Origin of the sequence: Paenibacillus sp. GCM10027630, from assembly GCF_042676305.1 — a bacterium.
Taxonomy (GTDB): domain Bacteria; phylum Bacillota; class Bacilli; order Paenibacillales; family NBRC-103111; genus Paenibacillus_S.
On sequence record NZ_JBHTGY010000098.1, the window covers coordinates 35,333 to 57,337 of the forward strand.

21 protein-coding genes and 1 other annotated feature (1 of these 22 running past the window's edge) are annotated in these 22,005 nt (G+C 45.1%); all 21 genes read right to left on the minus strand.

From position 1 onward, the window contains the following. Window positions 1-20 (minus strand) — a binding site (T-box leader) (it extends 241 nt beyond the left edge of the window). A 175-nt stretch (window positions 21-195) separates the two neighbouring features. Beyond that, window positions 196-675, minus strand: a complete 480-nt coding sequence (locus tag ACFQ0C_RS37750; protein ID WP_258216499.1) for a DivIVA domain-containing protein — start codon at window positions 673-675, stop codon at window positions 196-198. A 119-nt stretch (window positions 676-794) separates the two neighbouring features. Continuing rightward, on the minus strand, window positions 795-1,577 hold the full coding sequence (locus ACFQ0C_RS37755) for a YlmH family RNA-binding protein (protein ID WP_379375373.1): 783 nt from the start codon (window positions 1,575-1,577) through the stop codon (window positions 795-797). An 11-nt stretch (window positions 1,578-1,588) separates the two neighbouring features. After that, window positions 1,589-1,861 (minus strand): YggT family protein, encoded by a 273-nt coding sequence (locus tag ACFQ0C_RS37760; RefSeq protein ID WP_258216500.1) that lies wholly within the window; start codon window positions 1,859-1,861, stop codon window positions 1,589-1,591. Between the two features lie 30 nt (window positions 1,862-1,891). After that, the gene (locus tag ACFQ0C_RS37765; RefSeq protein ID WP_258216501.1) at window positions 1,892-2,314 is read right to left on the minus strand and encodes a cell division protein SepF; all 423 of its coding nucleotides are present in this window, start codon (window positions 2,312-2,314) and stop codon (window positions 1,892-1,894) included. Next, complete coding sequence (locus ACFQ0C_RS37770) at window positions 2,305-3,003, minus strand: YggS family pyridoxal phosphate-dependent enzyme (protein WP_379374948.1); 699 nt, start codon at window positions 3,001-3,003, stop codon at window positions 2,305-2,307. Before ACFQ0C_RS37770 ends, ACFQ0C_RS37765 begins: the two co-directional genes overlap by 10 nt. A gap of 14 nt (window positions 3,004-3,017) precedes the next feature. Then, window positions 3,018-3,875 carry a peptidoglycan editing factor PgeF gene (pgeF, locus tag ACFQ0C_RS37775; RefSeq protein WP_379374950.1) on the minus strand — a complete coding sequence of 286 codons (858 nt, stop codon included), beginning with the start codon at window positions 3,873-3,875 and terminating at the stop codon, window positions 3,018-3,020. A 142-nt stretch (window positions 3,876-4,017) separates the two neighbouring features. After that, on the minus strand, window positions 4,018-4,317 hold the full coding sequence (locus ACFQ0C_RS37780) for a YlmC/YmxH family sporulation protein (RefSeq protein WP_258216504.1): 300 nt from the start codon (window positions 4,315-4,317) through the stop codon (window positions 4,018-4,020). Window positions 4,318-4,491: 174 nt separating this feature from the next. Next, entirely contained in the window at window positions 4,492-5,274 is a 783-nt protein-coding gene (sigG, locus tag ACFQ0C_RS37785; protein WP_171653588.1) for an RNA polymerase sporulation sigma factor SigG, read from the minus strand. 172 nt (window positions 5,275-5,446) lie between these two features. Continuing rightward, window positions 5,447-6,169: an RNA polymerase sporulation sigma factor SigE gene (sigE, locus tag ACFQ0C_RS37790; RefSeq protein ID WP_171653589.1), complete on the minus strand. Its 723-nt coding sequence runs from the start codon at window positions 6,167-6,169 to the stop codon at window positions 5,447-5,449. 112 nt (window positions 6,170-6,281) lie between these two features. Next, entirely contained in the window at window positions 6,282-7,199 is a 918-nt protein-coding gene (spoIIGA, locus tag ACFQ0C_RS37795) for a sigma-E processing peptidase SpoIIGA (protein ID WP_379374954.1), read from the minus strand. A 489-nt stretch (window positions 7,200-7,688) separates the two neighbouring features. Continuing rightward, window positions 7,689-8,825 (minus strand): cell division protein FtsZ, encoded by a 1,137-nt coding sequence (gene ftsZ, locus ACFQ0C_RS37800; RefSeq protein ID WP_379374956.1) that lies wholly within the window; start codon window positions 8,823-8,825, stop codon window positions 7,689-7,691. Window positions 8,826-8,871: 46 nt separating this feature from the next. Then, window positions 8,872-10,146: a cell division protein FtsA gene (ftsA, locus tag ACFQ0C_RS37805; protein WP_379374958.1), complete on the minus strand. Its 1,275-nt coding sequence runs from the start codon at window positions 10,144-10,146 to the stop codon at window positions 8,872-8,874. A gap of 183 nt (window positions 10,147-10,329) precedes the next feature. Further along, a complete protein-coding gene (locus ACFQ0C_RS37810; protein ID WP_379374960.1) occupies window positions 10,330-11,262 on the minus strand; it encodes a cell division protein FtsQ/DivIB in 933 nt (310 codons plus the stop codon). Window positions 11,263-11,543: 281 nt separating this feature from the next. Beyond that, window positions 11,544-12,812 (minus strand): UDP-N-acetylglucosamine 1-carboxyvinyltransferase, encoded by a 1,269-nt coding sequence (gene murA, locus ACFQ0C_RS37815; RefSeq protein ID WP_258216509.1) that lies wholly within the window; start codon window positions 12,810-12,812, stop codon window positions 11,544-11,546. Between the two features lie 15 nt (window positions 12,813-12,827). Beyond that, window positions 12,828-13,733, minus strand: a complete 906-nt coding sequence (gene murB, locus ACFQ0C_RS37820; protein WP_379374962.1) for a UDP-N-acetylmuramate dehydrogenase — start codon at window positions 13,731-13,733, stop codon at window positions 12,828-12,830. 552 nt (window positions 13,734-14,285) lie between these two features. After that, window positions 14,286-15,350, minus strand: coding sequence for an undecaprenyldiphospho-muramoylpentapeptide beta-N-acetylglucosaminyltransferase (locus ACFQ0C_RS37825; RefSeq protein WP_379374964.1), 1,065 nt, complete (start codon window positions 15,348-15,350; stop codon window positions 14,286-14,288). A 5-nt stretch (window positions 15,351-15,355) separates the two neighbouring features. Beyond that, window positions 15,356-16,453 (minus strand): stage V sporulation protein E, encoded by a 1,098-nt coding sequence (gene spoVE / locus ACFQ0C_RS37830; protein ID WP_379374966.1) that lies wholly within the window; start codon window positions 16,451-16,453, stop codon window positions 15,356-15,358. Window positions 16,454-16,510: 57 nt separating this feature from the next. After that, window positions 16,511-17,935 (minus strand): UDP-N-acetylmuramoyl-L-alanine--D-glutamate ligase, encoded by a 1,425-nt coding sequence (gene murD / locus ACFQ0C_RS37835; protein ID WP_379374968.1) that lies wholly within the window; start codon window positions 17,933-17,935, stop codon window positions 16,511-16,513. 3 nt (window positions 17,936-17,938) lie between these two features. Beyond that, entirely contained in the window at window positions 17,939-18,901 is a 963-nt protein-coding gene (gene mraY / locus ACFQ0C_RS37840; RefSeq protein WP_379374970.1) for a phospho-N-acetylmuramoyl-pentapeptide-transferase, read from the minus strand. Between the two features lie 114 nt (window positions 18,902-19,015). Continuing rightward, entirely contained in the window at window positions 19,016-20,422 is a 1,407-nt protein-coding gene (locus tag ACFQ0C_RS37845) for a UDP-N-acetylmuramoyl-tripeptide--D-alanyl-D-alanine ligase (protein WP_379374972.1), read from the minus strand. Beyond that, complete coding sequence (locus ACFQ0C_RS37850) at window positions 20,415-21,914, minus strand: UDP-N-acetylmuramoyl-L-alanyl-D-glutamate--2,6-diaminopimelate ligase (RefSeq protein WP_379374974.1); 1,500 nt, start codon at window positions 21,912-21,914, stop codon at window positions 20,415-20,417. The genes ACFQ0C_RS37845 and ACFQ0C_RS37850 overlap by 8 nt, the downstream gene beginning before the upstream one ends. Between the last annotated feature and the right edge of the window lie 91 nt (window positions 21,915-22,005).

The following is a 22,005-nucleotide window of genomic DNA, read 5'->3' on the forward strand; positions in this document are numbered from 1 at the left end:
GTCCCAGTCAACGCTTTACATGATTATTAACTTCATTTATAACCAACCATTACTCCAAGCTGAACAGTTAGTTGTTAATGGCCTCATGCCACATAACTACTAACACCTCTAATGGTTGTTACTTATACTGGAGTATAGCGAAATTGAAGCTCTTCGTCAACTTACCTTAAGTCACGTCACATATAACAAGCCTAGTTACGGCTGCTCAACTTCCATCCGCTCCAAAGAATTCCAATCTTCCTTGCTAAGCAGCTCCAACTGGGCCTCCAATAAAGTACGGAACCTTGTGCGGTAGATGGAAGCCTGCTTTTTCAGCTCTTCGATCTCCACAGCAACTTTACGCGACTTCGTCAATGATTCGTTAATGATCCTATCCGCGTTTTTCTCCGCTTCTTTTATGATTAGCTGTGCTTCTTTCTTGGAATTGTTCTTGACTTCATCTGCCGCTTCTTGGGCAACAATGATTGTTTTACTTAATGTTTCTTCAATATTGGAAAAATGATTCAGTCGTTCTTGAATGGTAACCAATTGATTCTGCAAATCTTTATTTTCCCGAATTAACGCTTCATAATCTTTAATCACCAAATCCAAAAATTCATTAACCTGGTCTTCGTCATACCCACGAAATGAACGTCCAAATTCTTTATTATGTATATCCAACGGTGTTAAAGGCATTGCTGCACCTCCTGAATATTTAAAAAACACTTTTATATTCTTAACTTCTGTCTTACGCGTATTGCTATATTCGACAGTTCCCTTCATTTTCCTTCATTCCACAACAAAAAAAATCGGCGTTAAACAAATTTGCCGATTTTCACACGATATCTTCCTTTTTTAGTAACGCCTTCCACATCCAGCACTTTAAAGCGTCCAAATCCTTGCAATGAAACAATGTCACCCGAACGAAGCGGCTTGCTTGGATCTTCTTCCTGTTTCCAATTCACCTTACAACGCCCTGCCTTAATCGGGATTAAGACTTTAGCTCGACTCATATGATATACATCGCTCACAATACCATCTAGACGCAACGAGGCCACCGATAGGCTGATTTCCTCCAGCTTAGTACCGGAAGCTTGCAGTCGTTCGATCGGAAGCTGCTCGGTTTGTACGTGAACGCGATGCACTTGCTGCAGATTTAACCTCATGTAATCCGCTACCTCTGAAGCCACCAAGAAATGGCATCCCTGCTCTGTCACATGAATATCGCCTATCTTCTCTCTCTTCATTCCCAGAGCTAATATGGAGCCCATATAATCTCCATGATCCAGTTCTTTGAGCCTGTCGTCAAGAGATGATACAGCGATCAAAGTAATTCCCATATCCTCGTTATCCAAATCCCGGTAGTCAGGGGCAATCAGAGCTCGTTTGCGTTCGGCTAGTTCATGCCCACCGTCCCACCTCACATGTACATCTGGACTGCGGTTCACAAGTGTTGTTAAAATAAAGGCTTGCCGCGGATCCAAAAAGTCCGTCAGCTTCGCTGTATGCTGTTCCGCACGTTCCACCCACTCGGTTGCCTTGTCGACAAACCGATGCTCATCGGGGTGAAAGTGGCTAAGTAGATTGTCCGTATTCAACACGACACAGGTCACCTAACAAAAAAAGATAGAACCGCACGAATTCCTTCGCCGATGAAGCGCAGCGCAATCAAAGCTACGATTGGAGAAATATCAATCATTCCGCCAATCGGAGGTATAAACCGACGGAATATCGATAAGTAAGGCTCACATAGCTTGCCTAACATTTCTCCGATAAAGCTTTCCTTTGCGCTTGGGAGCCAAGACAACAGCACATATGCTATGAGCATGTATGTATAGATTTCGATGAGCGTTCCAATGTAACCGTAAATAGTACCTAACAAGCTATTCACCTCAATTTAGTGTGTGGTAGTCTATCCCTCGTGATTTAGTATTTCCGAGATGGACCCATGAATTTCAACGGTATCCGGTGTGCACAGAAAAATGTTAGGGCCAATCTTGGAAATTGATCCATTGAGCGCATATACAGTTCCGCTCAAGAAGTCCACTATGCGTGTTGCTTGATCTGAACGGACCAGATGCAGGTTCACAACAACAGGTCGGCGTGAACGCAAATGATCAGCTATCTCCTGTGTGTCCTCATATGACTTGGGCTCCAATAGCACTACACGGACATTTTTCTGAGTATGGATACTTACTACGTTTCCTTTATTTTTACGTTGCTCCGAATGATTGGTTTCATGTTCATCCGATTGTTCTACTACACGTTCGCGCTCTATAACTTCTTCTTCCTCTTGGATACCAATGAAATTCATGAACTTGTTCATCATTCCCATGTTATCTCCTCTTTCCCTACTAAAATGGAACCCAAACGCACCCAGGTTGCTCCTTCTTCTATCGCTACCTCGAAATCGCCTGACATCCCCATTGACAAATGCGGTATTTCATACCCAAGAGTCTGCCTTTGGTTAAGCTCGTCCCTCAGCTGACGTAACTTTCGAAACACCGGCCTTGTTAATTCAGGTTCCGTCTCGTATGGAGCCATGGTCATCAAACCGATAATACGGATATGCTTGTAAGTCTTCAGTTCTTCAATGAAAGCAGGCAGCTCTTCCGGCTGCATCCCATATTTCGTTTCTTCACCAGAAATATTTAATTGAATAAAACATTCGACTTGTATATCTAATGCGGCTGCTTTTTTTTCAATTTCTTTGGCGAGTGATAACCGGTCCAAGGAATGAATATAGGTAAACTTCCCGATAACATCCTTCACCTTATTAGTCTGAAGATGGCCGATAAAATGCCAGATACCCTGATCTTTGAACGCTTCCCACTTCGGCCCAGCATCCTGCCAGCGGTTTTCCCCGATATGACGCAGACCATGTATAAGCACCTGCCCTGTTGTTTGTACAGATACATACTTGGTTACTGCTATGATCTGCACATCGTTTCGATCACGACCGGCTCGAGCACAGGCTCTCGATACTTTGTCCTCAACTTGCTGTATATTATGCGTTAGCAGCAAAACGTAAGTCACCTCTATTCATATAACCCAATCCAAGCAGCCATCCTGCCTGTTTTCCCGCCTTCTTTGCGATGCGAAAAGAACAAATCGGTACGACAGCTTGTACATAAACTACTTATTTCGATATGTTGTGGCATAATTCCTGCTTTTATCATAATTTGTCGGTTTAATTGTTGCAAGCTTAACTTGTATTTATAGTTACCCAAATATTCATATATTGAACAATTTTTCCCCGCGGCTTCATTGTCTATTTCCAATTCGGCCATAACCTCTCTTACTCTGGTCAGGACAACTTCATCAACCTCATAACAGCAGCCTTGGATGGAAGGACCAATTGCAGCCAGCATTTTTTCCGGATGAGTACCATATTCCCTCTGCATCGCATTGATGGTCGCTTTGGCAATTTGCAGCACCGTTCCCTTCCAGCCGGCATGAGCCAGTCCTATAGCTCTATGAATGGGATCATAAAAATATAAGGGCACGCAGTCCGCAAACAACGCATGCAGAAATATTCCAGTCTGATTCGTAATGAAAGCATCTTTGGATTGTATCGCTTCTTCCCTTGAATGAATGCCTGCACCTGCATGCTCCTTAGTAATAACTTCTACCTCATTGCCATGAACCTGCTCAGCATAGGTACAATCATTCAATTGTGCATGGAGCGCTTCAGCCAGAAGCTGCCGGTTGTTAACTACATGACCTGGAACATCTTGAACGTGAAGACCGCAGTTAAGACTGCCAAACGGATGCTCACTGACACCGCCAAGCCGCGACGTAAAACCCGCCGTTAATCCGGAATCTTTTTCCAGCCAACCCTTTATATATAAAAGCCCGCATCCATTCTGTTCTTTTTGCAATAAAAACGGTTCCATACTATCGCCTCCTGTACCATTACCCGTTCCACATACTCTACTTACCAGTATACACGATGAATTGCAAACAGCACACATCCTTCTGCATATACCGCGGAGAGCGGCCAGCATTCGTCCGTGTGCTGCTTTGAGATATTCATGCCTACCCCCGATACTGCCGATTGTACTCAGTAGGAGAATCCGTTTCCTCTTGTTGACGGAAGCTTCGTACATCATCGATCTTAACCAGCACGACATCCATCCCGATTTTCACAATGTTTTTCCACGGAATTACCACATCTGTTGCTCCACCGAACAAACCGAAAAAACGGCTGCCGTTCGGAACGACAATAGACTCAATTCGCCCATTTCGTAGATCCAGCTCTAAGTCGCTCACTTGGCCGAGCTTTTTTCCGTCCACAATATTGATTACGTCTTTGGTTTGAAAATCCGATATTTTCACGCTGCAACCACCACGTATCATTTGGATTCTGACCTGCTACTTCTATATGTATGTGAAACTTGGGCAAAATGTCCATTTCACGAAAAATCTTCTCATTGAAGCCATCTGACAATAAAAAAAAGACCTAATCACCCAAAGGTGAGTAAGTCTTGTGTTGTTCAGAAAAAGAATTAGTTAGTTCTTAACATGCTTCTGCATCTGCGTAATGGCTGATTTTTCCAGCCTGGATACTTGAGCTTGAGAAATGCCGATCTCATCAGCTACTTCCATTTGAGTTTTGCCATCAAAGAAGCGCATAGATAAAATCATTTTTTCCCGGTCATTCAGCTTATGCATGGCTTCACGAAGAGCAATCCCCTCAATCCAGGAAACATCCTTGTTGCGATCATCGCTGATTTGATCCATAACATATATCGGGTCTCCCCCATCATGATATATCGGTTCAAATAACGATACAGGGTCTTGAATGGCATCTAATGCGAATACAACATCTTCCTTAGGTACGTTTAACGCTTCGGAAATTTCGTAAATAGTCGGTTCACGAGAGTTCTGATTGGTCAAACTGTCGCGAACTTGCAGTGCTTTGTAAGCAATGTCCCGTAAAGAGCGTGATACGCGAATTGGATTATTGTCCCGTAAATAGCGGCGAATCTCGCCTATAATCATAGGTACGGCATACGTGGAAAATTTAACATTTTGGCTTAAGTCAAAATTATCAATCGCCTTCATCAGTCCAATACATCCAACTTGAAACAGGTCATCCACAAATTCGCCGCGATTGTTGAAACGCTGAATCACGCTAAGCACCAATCGTAAATTACCGTTTACCAATTTCTCTCTTGCCAACCGTTCATTGTTGGTTTGCAGCTGAACGAATAATTCACGCATTTCCGCGTTGGTCAGAACAGGAAGCTTTGCAGTATCCACACCGCAAATCTCAACTTTGTTTCGGGTCACCGTGATTACCTCCCAAGGAGAAACATTACTGTTAATTATCTCCTTGGAATGCTTTTTTATGCGTATGCCTTCGGACGGCTCCCAACACAAACGGGTATCAAAAAGCCGGCAAAACCAATCAGCACAAGCGCGGATTCGCTTACAATACACTTCAAAAAATGTTTTTTCCAGTTTACACCATTTTATTAAATTCCTTACGTAACCTCTTAATAATGCGCTTTTCCAAACGGGAAATATAGGACTGAGAGATGCCCAGCATGTCAGCTACGTCCTTCTGAGTCTTCTCCTCACCGTCCTGCAAGCCAAACCTCAGCTCCATGATCGTACGCTCGCGTTCCGATAGCTTGTCAAGCGCTTTATGCAGCAGCTTTCGGTCCACCTGCTCCTCGATATTACGGTAAATAGTGTCGTTTTCCGTACCCAACACATCGGAGAGGAGAAGCTCATTGCCGTCCCAATCGATATTAAGCGGTTCATCAAATGAAACTTCGGTACGGATCTTGCTGTTGCGTCGAAGATACATCAAAATTTCATTTTCGATACAACGTGATGCATAAGTAGCGAGCTTGATTTTTTTCTCGGGGTCGAACGTGTTGACCGCTTTGATCAATCCAATGGCGCCGATGGATACCAAGTCTTCGATATTAATTCCTGTATTTTCGAATTTACGCGCAATATAGACAACAAGCCGCAGATTTCTCTCAATCAGAATAGCTCTGATCGCAGAATCTCCTGAGGGCAGCTTCTCCAGCAAGTATTCTTCCTCTTCGCGGGTGAGTGGAGGCGGCAGCGCTTCACTTCCGCCTATGTAGTAGATTTCCTCCCCCTTGAGTCCCAGCAGCAGCAAAAGACGGAAATAATAGATTTGCAGAATCAGCTTCCACTTCACGAGCATATTTGTGTTCCTCCTTAGAGTTTTGCGCAGCCTTGCTTATTACGTAAGCGCAAGCTACGTTTAGATTTCTCTACGCTGTTGTCATGGATGCTTAGGTCACATGCAACGTTGTTTAGGTTTGCAACAGATTCGGGTGAATGATTGCTTGGTACGCATTATCACTGCTTAATTTTCCGCTATCTAACCCGATTAGCACCTTCAATGCTTCATACTGCTTATCACCCATGGTAATAATGACTCTATCTGGTTTTATCGCCAGCATAAACTGTGTGCTGCGGTTTACTCCTCTATAGGGAACCAACCGCAGACGATCCTGCCATTCAAACTCTTCTGTACCTATCGCCAGCAGGATTTGATCCACTTCAGCACGCTCTATTCTCTGTTTCCATGAATTCGGAATTTTTTCACCCCAATGGGACAGCTCCATCACCATGACTGGCGTTTTCGTCAACGGATCATATAGCTGATTGCCTGTATCGATGAGTCCTGTGCAGCTAGAAGTAAAACCATCAATATAAACATCCACCTTGGCAAAAAAAGAGGCAAGATCATCCTTACGCTTGGCTGCTTGATGTACATGTCGATATAACCATACTGCGAACAACAACACTATAAACAGAAATAATAGTCCAATCTGTAATTCATGTTCCGGACCGCCGGATTGTGTAAACAATATTCCGTTCATCACGTCGCTAGAAGACATCCAAAAATAATGCACACCCAAAATCGTTCCTGCTGCAGCAAAATTGACCATATAAAAAGCGCCAACATTACTTAAAAAATACCGCATACCTCCGAATCCAAACGCTGTAAGCAGCATGAGAAGAGATAATACAAACTTGACTCCGAATGTAAACAAAAACGATAGCGGGGGAAAAAACATAAAAACTACGTAACCCCCACCTATACATGCGGAACAAGCAAGCCTCCACCAACGAAACACTAGTTTTCTTGATCTTGCTGTTGTCCATAATAATGCGGCATCAATCAGCACATTTACGAGGAAAATGATATCGAGGTATACAATCATTCCCTCTATTACCTCCTGAGTTATTGCTAGGTTACCGCGAATGAGACAAGTATATAGTAATACTATTCCAAAGTCTGTCTAAACTTGCCGATTAGGCGTAACTATTTTTGTCAAATAATGGGGGGCTGCGCGTGAGGAAGCAATAGCTCCTGCGGGAAGGGGGATGCCTGCGGTCTCTCTTGAAGCGGTGTTCCTTTGATTAGACAAGGTAGTGAGAACACCGCTTCAAAGGAGACTCGTAAACACTCCGGCACACCCCTCTCCCTCCGTCGCTGCTTCCACTCATGCGCTATAGCGCGGAGTAGAGAGGGGCAGGATCATCATGATCGATCCTGTTTTTTAGTTCAAGATCAAGCACAAGCCGCACCAACCCCATCCATGTAGATTACCAGCTTATGAAGTCTGAAAAAAAACAAATCCCCTGCTGGTTCAACCGAACCGGCAGGGGATTCTAATAAACGAATATATACGAACTTATAAGTGCTTGTACTATTTATCCAAATTGCTTCTTCCGCGGTTGCGGAGAAACGTTGGAATATCCAATTGATCGTTAGAAGGCTGGCTGCCAAATGGACGCAAATTGTTAACTCGATTATCCGCAGGCTCTGAAACCTGCTGGTGCTGCTGACTATGATTGCCCACTGGCTTGCGTGCAGGAGCCTGTGGCATAGCCTTATGCTCGAAGCCTGTAGCAATTACCGTAACCTTGATTTCATCCTTAAAGGATTCATCAATTACCGCTCCAAAGATCATATTCACTTCAAGATCAGATGCCGAAGCCACAATGTCAGCCGCTTCATTAACCTCGTAAAGTGATAAGTTTGCACCGCCCGTGATGTTCATAAGAACACCCCGTGCTCCGTCGATGGAAGTTTCCAACAGCGGACTTTGAATTGCTTTTTTAGCCGCTTCCGCAGCACGATTCTCACCAGAAGCTTCACCAATCCCCATTAACGCTGAACCGCGTTCGGTCATGATGGTCTTAACATCGGCAAAGTCCAAATTGATTAAGCCCGGTACGGCGATCAAGTCAGAAATACCTTGTACCCCTTGACGTAGAACGTTATCCGCTTCACGGAACGCTTCCAGCATCGGAGTTTTCTTATCAACAATTTCAAGCAAACGATCATTGGGAATAACAATAAGCGTGTCAACTTTTTCTTTCAGTGCAGCAATTCCCTGTTCCGCTTGAGCAGCACGCTTACGGCCTTCAAATGTAAACGGACGCGTAACAACTCCAACAGTCAACGCTCCACACTCTTTTGCGATTTCGGCAATAACGGGTGCTGCACCGGTTCCGGTACCTCCACCCATACCTGCTGTAACAAATACCATGTCTGCGCCTTTAAGTGTATTAAAAATCAACTCTCTGGATTCTTCAGCCGCTTTCTTCCCTACTTCAGGATTAGCGCCTGCTCCTAGACCGCGAGTCAATTTATCACCAATCTGTAGCTTTTGTTCCGATTTCGATGTATGCAAAGCCTGAGCGTCTGTGTTTACAGTAATAAACTCTACGCCTTTAACACCATTGGCAATCATTCGGTTGACGGCATTGCTGCCGCCTCCGCCACAACCAATAACCTTTATCTTGGCTAAATGATCCATGTCCATATCAAATTCAAACATAGCCTACCTCTTCCCCCTCGTTAAGCTTCACGCCTTAGGTGTACCTTTAAATAAACTCGCTCAACCAATTTTTAAATCGTTCCATTACCGAAGGTTTTTGTTCACTGCCGCTGCTATTACTGCTACCGCTGGATGAAGTCACCTTTTTGTTGGCCGATACTTTCTTAACCGCGCTTGACGATTGTCTGGAGGCTCTCAGATATTTATAAGCATATTGAATAATACCTACACCGCTTGTATAAGAAGGATCACGTACACCTATGAAGTCAGGGACGGCAATTCTTACTGAGGTCGCCAGCTCTGCCTGAGCTACAGCCAGTACACCTGGCATGGAAACTGTTCCACCTGTTAATACATAACCTCCAGGAAGCTCCAAATAACCTAATCTTTGAACTTCCAGTTGAATCAAATGAAAGATTTCTTGCACACGTGGCTCAACAATGTTTGCCAAGTCTACTTGCGAAAATTCTTTATCCACATTACTGCCGATCCGGTTTACTTTGAAAACTTGATCCGCCGCCGCATGCTCTATAACAGCGCAACCGAATTTAAGCTTGATTTTCTCAGCGATATCAACCTGAGTTCGAAGTCCAATGGAAATATCATTAGTAATATATTCTCCGCCAATAGGTAACGTAGATGTAGCCACCAAATTATTTTGTTCAAAAATGGCGATTGTTGTTTGGCCCGCTCCTATATCAACCAGAACCGTTCCTATTGCTTTCTCATCTTTGGAAAGGCACAAATGACCAGAGGCTAAAGACATTAGAATAAGCCCTGAAACCTTCACTCCTGCTTTCTCAACGACACGAAGCAAATTATGTATGGAAGTTTTTGCCCCAGTAATAATTGTGGCCTGTACCTCAAGACGCACACCGATCATACTGCGAGGATCATGAATTTCATCCAAGCCGTCTACCAAATATTGGTTAGGAACTACGCCAATGATTTCTCGTTCCGGAGCTAGAGGGATGACCTTGGCCGCTTGTATTACGCGTTCAATGTCTTCATCTCCAATTTCACGGTCTCCATTAGATACGGCTACGACACCATGACTGGATTGTAATGCGATATGATTCCCGGAAATCCCAACGTAAACCTCTGCTATTTGAATACCAACCATCCGTTCCGCATGATCGATCGCACTGCGGATAGATTGAACTGTTTGGTCGATATCTACAATGGCTCCCTTACGAATACCTTCCGAGTCGGCTGATCCAACCCCTATTATATTAATGGCGCCGTTAACGACTTCCCCAATAATAGCACGAACTTTGGATGTACCGATGTCCAAACTAACAATGATGTCATTGCTGCTCAACCTGTGGCACCTCCTGTGACTTATAATAGATATGAGCTTTGTAGAAATAAAAGCCTTTGTACTTATTCAACATGATTGGGAATTTCCCTCTTTTTTTGAAAAGTTTTTTCATCTTATTAAGAACAAAATATACATAGAAACAATTCTATCATTAATTTTATAGCTTGAGTAGTGTATAAACTATCAATTTCTCGGGATTTCTTTGACAGAACCCTTATTATCTTTCACAGACGATGATTTAGAAGCATCCTTGGATGGATCCTTCTTCGGATCTTGATTTGAATTCCCCGCAGGTGTCTTGTTCTCTGTTGATGATGCACCTTTCCCAGAATTGCTCTTGTTATTTGAATCTTTGGATGCCCCCTTGGCATCCGACTCAAAAGGAGCGTGGGTATCAGCCTCAAGCAGTTTTAATACACCCGTATTGATCTTGTTTTCCTTCAAGTTGGCAATGTAAGAGTCCAGGTATTTAAGCTTCTCTGGAAGATAGCCCACCGTTGTAATAACCTCGAATTGGGAGCGTGTGTACATTTTGATTTTGTCCGGATACGATTCGGATGGCTCTGGCTTAATCTCCGAAATATCCGTCAAATACGATAATGGAACGTTCTGCAATACTTGACACAGCTTAATTTTCATAGCTTCGTTATTGGCCCACCCGGAAAGAATAGGCTTGTCCAGTATGAAGTTCACTTCATTGGAAACTGTGATAACGCTGCCGTCTGCCAAAATGGCTTGTGGTTGATTGTTTTCGCCGAATTGATAGGCTACCTTGGGAAACTCCTTAACCTCAATGCGGATAACTCCAGGGAAGTGCTTGGATACGTTTGCTGACTGAACCATTTTCAAAGCTTTGACACGATCTTCGATCTGTGATGAGGAAATAGAAAAGAAATGATCTCCAGCTTTAACCTCGGAGGCTTGTCCGATCGCTTCGGCTGTCAGTAATTCTTGACCTTGAATTTCTACAGAAGACACTTTGCTAAAGGAGGATTGAAAAAACAAAACACACAAAAGCGTAATGAAAAAGAGAAATAAAAATACAAGCAGCCTCTTACTGCTGCGGCTTTTTATTTTCGGCTTCTGAATGACAGGCAGTCTTTCTTCTGCGTGCAAGGTTGTCCCTCCTGGGAGTTTTTGCGTAGGCAAAAACTTACTTCGTAAGCATATTCTGGCCTTTTTGGCTTCCGGCAAAATAAAAACTCAAGTCAATAAAATAGTTATTACACTTATTTTCACATTATGAAACGCACACAGTATTGGATCTATATACTTGCATTATGTAAACCGCTAAACATCCCCTTCCAAAAAAGAAAGGGATATAAGCGGCAGTGTTCAAAAGGAATTAAGGATAACTACGTATATAAATTCACTTTCTATCATTACGTATATCATAATTACTCTGTTGGAACAGGCGTAGTCCTGTGAATGCTCGCGCCTAAATAGGACAGCATATGTTCAATCCGGTCATAGCCGCGATCGATATGGTGAATCTGTTCAATAATTGTCGTACCCCGAGCAGCCAATCCTGCTATAACAAGTGCGGCTCCAGCACGTAAATCAGTAGCCTCCACGGTAGCCCCGTACAATCTCGGCACCCCTCTTATAAACGCCGAGTTTAAATCAACCCGAATATCTGCGCCCATACGCGTCAGTTCATCGACATGCTTGAATCTGCCTTCAAAAACAGTTTCTTTTAATATACTGTGACCATCAGCTAAAGAGAGCAGCACCATAACCTGCGATTGCAGATCGGTAGGGAATGACGGATGTGGGGAGGTAACAATGCGGTCGACCGGTTTAGGCCTTGATAGACAGCTTATATTCATTATATCACCGTCAATTGTTATTTGAACACCCGCACGCTTTAAAACATGGATGGCGGAGGTCAAATGGCCCGCGCAAACATTCTCCAGCGTTATATTCCCCCGAGTAACCGCAGCGGCGATCATCATAGTTCCTGCCACGATGCGGTCTGGAATAATTCGGTAAGTACAAGGAGTTAATTCCGACACGCCTTCAATGGTTATGGTGTCAGTTCCGGCTCCAATTATATTGGCTCCCATCGCATTCAGGAAATTTTGCAAGTCTTGTATTTCCGGCTCTCTAGCAGCGTTCGAAATCGTAGTTAGACCTTTTGCCATAGAAGCAGCCATCATTATATTTTCTGTAGCGCCTACACTTGGGAAATCAAGTACGATTTCAGCACCCCTCAATTCCGGTGCCGTGCAAACAATAGTGTTACCGGACTCCTCGATTCTTGCTCCCAAAGCAGAGAGCCCTTGCAAATGCAAGTCTATCTTTCTCTCACCTATAGCACAACCGCCAGGTTGATAGACTTGAACCTTGCCAAAACGAGCCAGCAGCGGTCCCATTAAAAAGATCGATGATCTCATTTGACTCATCTGGTCTTCCGGGATATGAAACGAATGCGCTGTTGACGTATTGACGGTTACCGTATCACCAACATGCCCGGTGCGGCACCCTAGTGCGCGAAGAATGTCTAGCATCACCTGGATGTCCGACAGATTGGGCACATTCTGAATATGAACCGTGCCTTCCGCCATCATTGCAGCTGCTAATATGGGCAGCGCTGCATTTTTCGCTCCGTGAATCTTGATGGCTCCCGATAGAGGTCTCCCACCTTCGATAACCAACTTTTCCAAAGTCCCACCTCCGATTTACCGCTCCCCAATCACCAAAACTTCCGGAACCAGCTTAACTCCGTATGTTGCCAATACGGTGTTTTGCACTTGTTCGATGAGGGTGAGCACGTCGTGAGCTGTCGCTTGCCCGGTGTTGACAATGAAATTAGCGTGCAGCAGCGAAACCTCCGCACCTCCGATTTTGAGGCCTTTCAATCCTGCTTCCTCAATGAGCTTTGCAGCAAAATGTCCTTCCGGATTGCGAAAGACACTGCCTGCACATGCCAATTGCAAAGGCTGAGTACGTAAACGGCGTTCCTTGTACGAGGCCAAAGTCCCTGCAATTTCCTCACGGTCGCCAAATTGCAGCTGGAAAACTGCCTCGGTCACGATACCCGACTGTTCCTGCAGTATTGAATGTCTGTAGGCATATTCAAAATCGGCCTGCTGCATAGTCACCAATTCCCCTGTCGGGAGCAGCACTTCAGCTCGTATGAGTATGCGTGACACATCTGAGCCGTGAGCCCCGGCGTTCATGTAGACGGCGCCTCCCACAGTTCCCGGAATCCCACTAGCGAACTCTAATCCAGTCAATCCTTCCTTGCCGGCCATGACAGAGAATTTAATAAATGAATAGCTTCCTCCGGCATAAGCCACATCGCCTTCAAATCGAAGTGTCTCAAGCGCGGAACCGAGCTTAATAACAGCTCCGCGTATCCCCTTATCAGCAATCAGCAGGTTGGATCCGCGCCCCAGTATGGTCCAAGGTACCTGAATCTGATGTAGAAGTTTGACAGCCTCAATAAGCTGTTCCTTGGTTTGCGGTACCAGCAGCAAATCAGCTGGACCACCTATTTTCCAAGTTGTATGAGGCGCAAGCGGTGCGTTCAAATAATATGGACCAAATGCGCCGCTTTGCAATTGTGTAATGACCTGTTGCATGGGAAAACCTCCTTCACAGAACCTTCGGGCTTCCGATACCGGCTTCAAGCCGGAACCGAAATGAACAATACGAGCATTTATGCAAGTGTTATATTAAGCTTTACTTCTCGCATCTGCCGCTTGCTGCTTCAACGGGTGTCTGTCACGGTTATAGTGTAGTTTATGTAATATCGGAAATAGTGTGACAATCGCCCAAAAATAGTCCCCTCCCAAACCCTCCCCGCCGGGAGGGCTCCGAGGGCAGCCGCCCTCTGGACACCCGCTAGTGTTTCTTAGTTGCTTGTGTGCAAGGAGCGCTTTCGTTCCTGCGGAACACGCTTTACGTTGGATCTCCTGCCTGTAGGAACGCTTTCGTCCTGACGGACACGCTCTCAGTTTGAACTTGATTCGGTACTTCCTGCTAAGTGACGCTGTCCCTTTGGGATTCGCTTGACAGTTGAGTTTAAGTGCGGGACTTTTACATCTCTTCCTGACCGACACGCTCACAGTTTGATATTGATCCGGTACTTCCTGCTAAGTGGCGCTGTCCCTTCGGGATTCGCTGACCGCTGCTTAAAGACTGTTCTCTTTAATCAATTTAATGATCAAATCGGTCGCGTTCGTTTGTTTAGCCGATCGAATGCGATCAACCATCTGTTCCTTGCTGTTGTAAACATCGTGAATGCCTTTAATTAAAGAGGCAGCCGTCAAATTTTCTTCGAAAACTACCTGTGCGTAACCTTGCTTTTGAAAAGACTCTGCGTTAAGTAATTGGTCCCCACGGCTGGCTTGTCTTGTGAGAGGGATAAGAAGCATCGGCTTACGGAGGGCTAAAAATTCAAATATCGAAGTAGCACCCGCACGTGAAACTACAAGCTCGGTCATAGCCAAAATATCAGCCAGCTCTTCATTGATATATTCGAATTGCTTGTATCCGCGCCGTTTGTTATAAGCGTCATCCATTTGCCCTTTTCCACATATATGAACAATCTGATATTGCTCCAGCAAGGAATCGAGCGACTCACGAACGGCACTGTTAATTTTCTGCGCACCCAGACTTCCGCCCATCACAAGAAGTACCGGCTTTTGCTTATGGAACTCGCATAACGCATAGCCTTTGAAGGCTCTGCCCTTCGTTATTTGCTCGCGGATTGGCAGACCGGTGCAGACACCTTTCTCACCTTTGATATACTTCAACGATTCGGGAAAATTGACGCATATACGTGTTACAAAAGGAATGGATATTTTATTCGCCAATCCGGGGGACATATCCGATTCATGACTTATTACTGGTATCTTGTTTAACCAACTGGCTAAAATAACCGGCACCGAAACAAATCCACCTTTGGAAAAAACAACCGTCGGCTTTAACTTCCGAAGAAGCGAGTACGCTTCCCCGATTCCTTTGATCACCTTAAAAGGATCTTTCATATTTTTCAAGTCAAAATATCGGCGAAGCTTTCCTGATGAGATGGGATGATAAGGAATGCCCGCATGTTCAATGATTTCACGTTCTATTCCATCTTTGGAGCCGATATATTGAACGTTCCAGCCTGCAGCCTGCAGCTTCGAAATGATAGCCAAATTCGGAGTTACATGACCTGCAGAACCGCCTCCTGTAAAAACAATCTTTTTCAATTCTGTCACCTCGCATAGCGGGAAATATTTAATAGTATGCCGATGGAAGTCAACATCAGCGTTAATGAAGAGCCTCCCGCACTTATCAGTGGCAGCGTAATTCCGGTTACAGGGAACATCCCGATGACAACGCCGATGTTAATAATTACCTGGACCGCAATCATGCCGACAATACCAGTTGCCAGCAGACTTCCGAACGTATCCGGGGCCGTAATAGCCGTCCGCATACCACGCCAAACCAGCAGCATGAATAAAATTAGAATGAAGGAGCCTCCAATGAATCCTAGCTCCTCTGCGACGATCGAGAAAATAAAGTCGGTCTGTGGCTCAGGAAGATAGCTATACTTTTGTCTGCTCATACCGAGGCCTAAACCTACCAAACCACCCGGTCCGATGGCATACAGCGATTGAATAGATTGATAACCCGCTCCAAGCGGATCCTGCCACGGATCAAGAAACGCAGTGATTCTCTGCAGACGATAAGGAGCTGCTGCAATGAGCCCTACAAAACCAGCCAAACCTAAAAGACCAAGAGATGACAAGTGCAGCATTCGCGCCCCGGATGTATAAATGATAAGCAGTGTCGCGCCAATTAGCACAACTCCTGTGCCCAAATCAGGCTGGAGCATGATCAATCCAAAGGCCAGTCCAACAAGTCCAAGCGGAGGTAAAAGCCCTTTGGTAAATAGTGTGATTTTATCTTGCTGCTCTGAAAGCATTTTGGATAAAAACAGGATCATGCCAATCTTCATAAACTCAGACGGCTGAATCCCGAAGGATGCGATGCCAAGCCAGCTTCTCGCACCTCCGCGAACGACCCCGATACCAGGGATCAGTACGGCAATGAGCAAAATGAAGCAAACAATCAATCCGATTTTCGAGTACTTTTTCCAGACCCAGTAATCTACGTTCATAGTAAAGAACATCGCAACTACGCCTAGAACAGCAAACAGCAGCTGCCTTTTCAAATAGTAGTAATAATCGTTGAATTCGTGAAAAGCCAGCACCGCACTGGCGCTGTAAACCATCACGACACCAATGCCAAGAAGCATCAGCGTACACATTAACATCGTTACATCCGGAGCAGACCGCGCTTTTACCATACATGCCACCTCAACCCTTGCAAAATGGTAGGGTAGGCTTGTATGCATGCCCCCCTTTTACAGGTTATGCACGGACTGCCTAAACATTCTTCCCCTTTCCTCATAGGAAGGGAACATGTCCCAACTGGCGCACGCCGGCGAAAGCAGCACAACGTCTCCAGCCTTGGCCATGGCCATTGCCTCGCGTACCGCCTCAGCTATCGTATCCTGCACATCGTTAGCAGTATCGACCGTTTTCACACGGCTCATGCCTGCCATAATGGCTACATCCAAAATTTTCTGTTTGGTTTGACCCAAAGTGACAAGCCCCTTGACCTGCTCTTTAAAAACAGGCAGCAGCTCCATATAATCCGAACCTCTGTCTAAACCTCCTGCAATCAGGATAATATCCTGATCTTCGAAGGACTCGATAGTTTTAATCGTAGCGGTAGCGTTTGTAGCCTTTGAATTGTTATAAAACAATACGCCGTCTTTCGTTGCGACGTATTCTAATCGATGTTCTACGCCACGGAAGTCATGTAGGACCTGAGCAATTAGTTCCAGTGGAACTCCGGCTGTAATGGCAGCAGACGAAGCTGCTAACGCATTCTCAATGTTAAAGCTGCCGGGAATCCCTAGTTCGGAGACGGCGATAATATTATGTAAGAAACCCTTCCGGTCGCGATAAACCAACTGCTTCCCGGTCGTTGGAATGGACTTGTCGCTTAGAGACGGATGAATGAATAATCCATATTCAAGCTCCTCTTTAATTGAAAAGGGGAGTACGGAGGCATTCACCTCATCTGCAATACGTCTGCAAACAGGGTCATCCCAATTTAATATGGCCGTATCCTCCGAAGTCTGGTTTGCAAACAGCATTGCTTTGGAGGCAATATAATCATCCATCGTTCCATGATAATCCAAATGAGTCTCGTATACATTCAACAAGCAAGCGATCTTGGGCCGAAAATTTTGGGTGCCTTTAAGCTGGAAGCTGCTTAGCTCTACTACCATCGTGTTGTCTGAACCGGCCTCAAGAGCTGCCTCTGTTAATGCACGGCCGATATTGCCGGCAACAATCGGCTTCTTCGCCGCTGCCTCCAGCATTAATCCGATCCAGGTAGTGGTCGTTGTTTTACCATTAGAGCCCGTAACGCAAATCATTGGCGCCTGGCAAACATGATAAGCCACCTCAACCTCAGTTACGAGCTCTATACCTAGCTTCTGTGCCGACTCGATAGGTTCTATAGTATAAGGGATGCCGGGATTTTTAACAACCAGCTTCACCCCTTCGTGAATAATGCCAGCCGGATGACTGCCGCAAATAACAGAAATACCCAGAGCCGTTAATTCATCGGCTTCAGGGCATAGGTTGAGCTCTTTTTTGTCGTTTACAGTTACAATAGCACCATATTCATGGAATAGCTTGGCTACAGCCACTCCACTGCGCGCCAATCCCAATATGACCACATGTTCATTCTTATAATCCCGGGGATGATTCATCTGCTACAACACCTCATTTAGATAAAGTCCGATTATCGCCAGCACGATGCCTGTCGTCCAGAATGTAATGACGACACGCCATTCAGACCAGCCTACCAATTCAAAATGGTGGTGAATCGGGCTCATTTTAAACACTCTTTTACCTCTTGTTTTGAAAGAAACGACTTGAATAATAACGGACAGCACTTCAACTACAAACACGCCGCCAATTAATACAAGCAATATTTCGGATTTCGTTAGTACAGCTACAAGCGCTAATGCCCCGCCAATACCAAGCGAACCGGTATCACCCATAAACACCTTGGCTGGATGAGCATTAAATACGAGAAACCCAAGCACCGCACCTACCATCGCAGCAGAAAAGATGGCTACATCCGGCTGTGTGGTGTTCAAGGCAATTATCGCATATGCACCGAAGGCTACAGCACTTGTGCCGGCCAGCAGTCCATCAAGACCGTCTGTAAAATTCACAGCATTGGAGGTTCCAAGCATCATTATAACGACAAACGGATAATAGAACCATCCGAGCGGGATCGTATAATCAATAAAAGGAACTTTTACATCCGTGCTGTGACCTAGCTGAGCAAGCAATATACAGACGATAACAGAAATAATCAGCTGTCCCATCAATTTTTGCTTGGCCGTAAGTCCCAGTGATCGCTTAAGCAGTATCTTAATATAATCATCCAAGAATCCTATCAGCCCATAACCTAAACAGGCAACAAGGAGGATAACCGTATCAATACTTTTATCGGCAAACCGCAGCACAACAAGCGCGAGTGCAAGTAAAATAATCGTTCCGCCCATAGTTGGCGTACCAGCTTTTTTCAAATGGCCTTGCGGTCCATCGCTGCGGATTTGTTGGCCGAATTTCAATCTTTTTAAAAGAGGTATAAATAATGGCCCCATGATGACAGCCAGCACAAAAGCCGCCCCCAAAGCAATCATGACCACATTAAAATCCACGGTTTTGTCCTCCCAACTTTATTGCACATACCTCCATTCCAAACCCTCCCTCAGCTTTCGAAATCAGCTTTGCTGCGCAAAACGCTTGGGGAGGATTTGGAATGGCTCAAATGTTTATACCTGCTGCAGCAGTGCAACGACTTGTTCCAGCTTCATGCCGCGCGATCCTTTTACCAACACAATATCGCCCGATGCGGTAAAGGAGGCCAACGCTTGCGCCAAACGGTTCTTGTCATCGAACACAACTACTTTACCTGGTGGATATTTCCTGGATGCCTCGTCTGCAAGGTGTTCGGACAGCTGCCCGAACACGAAGACACGGTCGATCTCTTTAGGATTCAGCATCCGTCCGATTTCCCGGTGAAATTCCACCTCCTGATCACCTAGCTCCAGCATATCGCCCAGCACAGCGATTTTGCGGCTGTAGCCTGTTAACTCAACCAGCAGCTTCAAAGCTGCTTTCATGGATGCAGGGCTTGCGTTATACGCATCGTTAAGGATGGTTAAACCTGACGGTGCTTTCATTAACTCTATTCGCATACTTGTCATGACACTCTTTTTGAGACCATCGGCTATTGCAGTTGACGGGATTCCAAAATGAACTCCCACCGCTATAGCGGCAAGCGAATTAATCACATTATGAAAGCCTAACAACGGGATGTAGAACTCGGTGCTTTCCATCCTATTTAATCTAAAATGGGTACCCGCCGTATCTGTTTTCGTCTCCACTGGAAACCACTCATTATTAGAGCTAGCACCAAATCTAACACGATCGTAACGGCGAGCTTTCATGCCGTCTGCTGCTTGCAATTCGGGCAGCACCTTATCGATCAAGGGTTCATCACCGAAATAGATCAAGGTTCCATCCTGCTGTAAACCTGCTAAAATCTCGGTCTTAGCTCTAGCGATTTCCTCACGGGAGCCTAGCTGCAAAAGATGTGCTTCACCTATGTTAGTGATAACAACAACCTCTGGCTCTGCCAATTCCGATAAGAACCGGATTTCCCCCCGGCCGCTCATCCCCATCTCAAGCACTGCTACAGCCGTATCCTCTTCCAACTGAAGCAAAGTAAGCGGCAGACCGATATGATTATTATAATTACCTAATGTTTTATGCACTTTGAAAGTTGTCGATAAAACAGAAGCTGTCATATCCTTGGTTGTCGTCTTGCCATTGCTCCCTGTTATACCAACAATACGAATGTCGAGCTCCGAGCGATAGTTTTTGGCCAATTGCTGCAATGCTGCTAATGTATCCTCCACTAAGATAAGGGGAATAGAATGAGGCGGAAGCTCATGGTCCCTTTGCCATAGAGAAGCCGAAGCCCCCTTAGCGATTGCATCATCAAGAAACTGGTGCCCGTCAAACGATTCGCCAATTAATGGCACATACAGGTTGCCGGGCTGAAGTGTCCGGGTGTCCTTTGACACACCTTGAATTAGCAGGCTGCCATCGTAATCCGCAGCTGCAGCAGTCCCGCCTGACATGGCAGACACCTCTGCAAAGGTTCGTTTAATCACGGTATCGTCCCCTTATCGCTTCCTTGGCCACTGACCGGTCATCAAAATCATGCTTAATCCCTTGGATGTCCTGATACGTTTCATGCCCTTTTCCCGCTATCAATACTACATCCTTGGGGGATGCCGCTGCAATGGCTTTTTTTATCGCAGCATTTCGGTCAACGATCAGTTCATAGCTGTCTTTGGAAAAACCCGCAGACACAATGCCAGGCTCAATATCTTCGACAATCCGCTGTGGATCCTCCATTCGCGGATTGTCAGAGGTAACGTATAAGTGATTACTGTAACGCGCCGTCACAGCCCCCATAGCCGGACGCTTAGTGCGATCCCTGTCACCACCGCAGCCAAATACACAGTGAATTTGGCCCTCTGCAAACTGCTTGATGGTAGACAATGCATTTTCCAGCCCATCGGGAGTATGAGCGTAATCGACAAGGACCAGAAAATCCTGTCCTTCATCTATTACCTCCATCCGACCGTCAACGGAATCAATGGATTCCAAGCTTTCTTTGATTGACTCCAAGGTTATTCCTTCCAGCAATGCAGCAGTAATCGCCGCCAGCGAATTATAAACATTGAACTCGCCGATCAAATGCGTTTGGAAATCGAGTGTACCACGAAAGGTCGTGCAGCGGAAGCTCGTTCCTTTGGAATTCATCTGAATTTTGTCAGCGCGGACATCGGCCTCATTAGTTATGCCATAGGTTGCAACCTGTGCAGCCGTCAGTCTGGCAAAATCAACGGATGCCGGGTCATCCGCATTCAAAACAGCAAACCGCTGTTCATCCGGATCAGAAACATATTCGTTGCCTAACCTTGAGAACAGCAAACCTTTCGCTGCTTTATAGTTTTCCATGGATCCGTGATAATCCAGATGATCCTGAGTCAGGTTTGTAAAAATACCCGTTCTGAATTTTGTGCCCTTCACCCTGCCCATATCCAAACCATGAGACGAAACCTCTATTATACAATAATCGGTCCCTTGTTCAACCATTCTCCGGAAATTTCTTTGTAAATTATGCGCATCCTGCGTATTATTTTCATGATTTATTATATAATCAGAACCGATTTTGACATGAATATTTCCCATCAAGCCAGTTACAAATCCGTTATGGCTCAATATCTTTTCCAGCAAATAAGAGCTGGTTGTTTTACCGTTCGTCCCCGTAATTCCAATCACCTTCATGCTGTTGCTCGGATACTCGTAAAAATGACAGGACAAAATGGACAAAGCATCCCAAGTATTTTTCACAAATAATTTAGGAACATCGCTTTTCACGTCGTATTCTACAACTAATGCAGAGGCGCCATTACTTACTGCTTGCTCTGCAAATAAATGTCTGTCTTTAATGCCGATTTTTTCCGAAACGCATACAAACAGATCACCAGGCTTCACTTTTCTGGAATCAATCTGGATACCTGTAATGTTAATGCTCCCATCACCTGAAATACGGCTAGCCGTAAGCCGGGAAGCCAGTTCCTTTAGCTGCATGGGTTCCCCTCCGTTTTTTACACATGGTATCTATTATGGACAAAAAAAGCTCCGATGAAAAGCCTAATTTTTCAAAAACCAATATTTAATT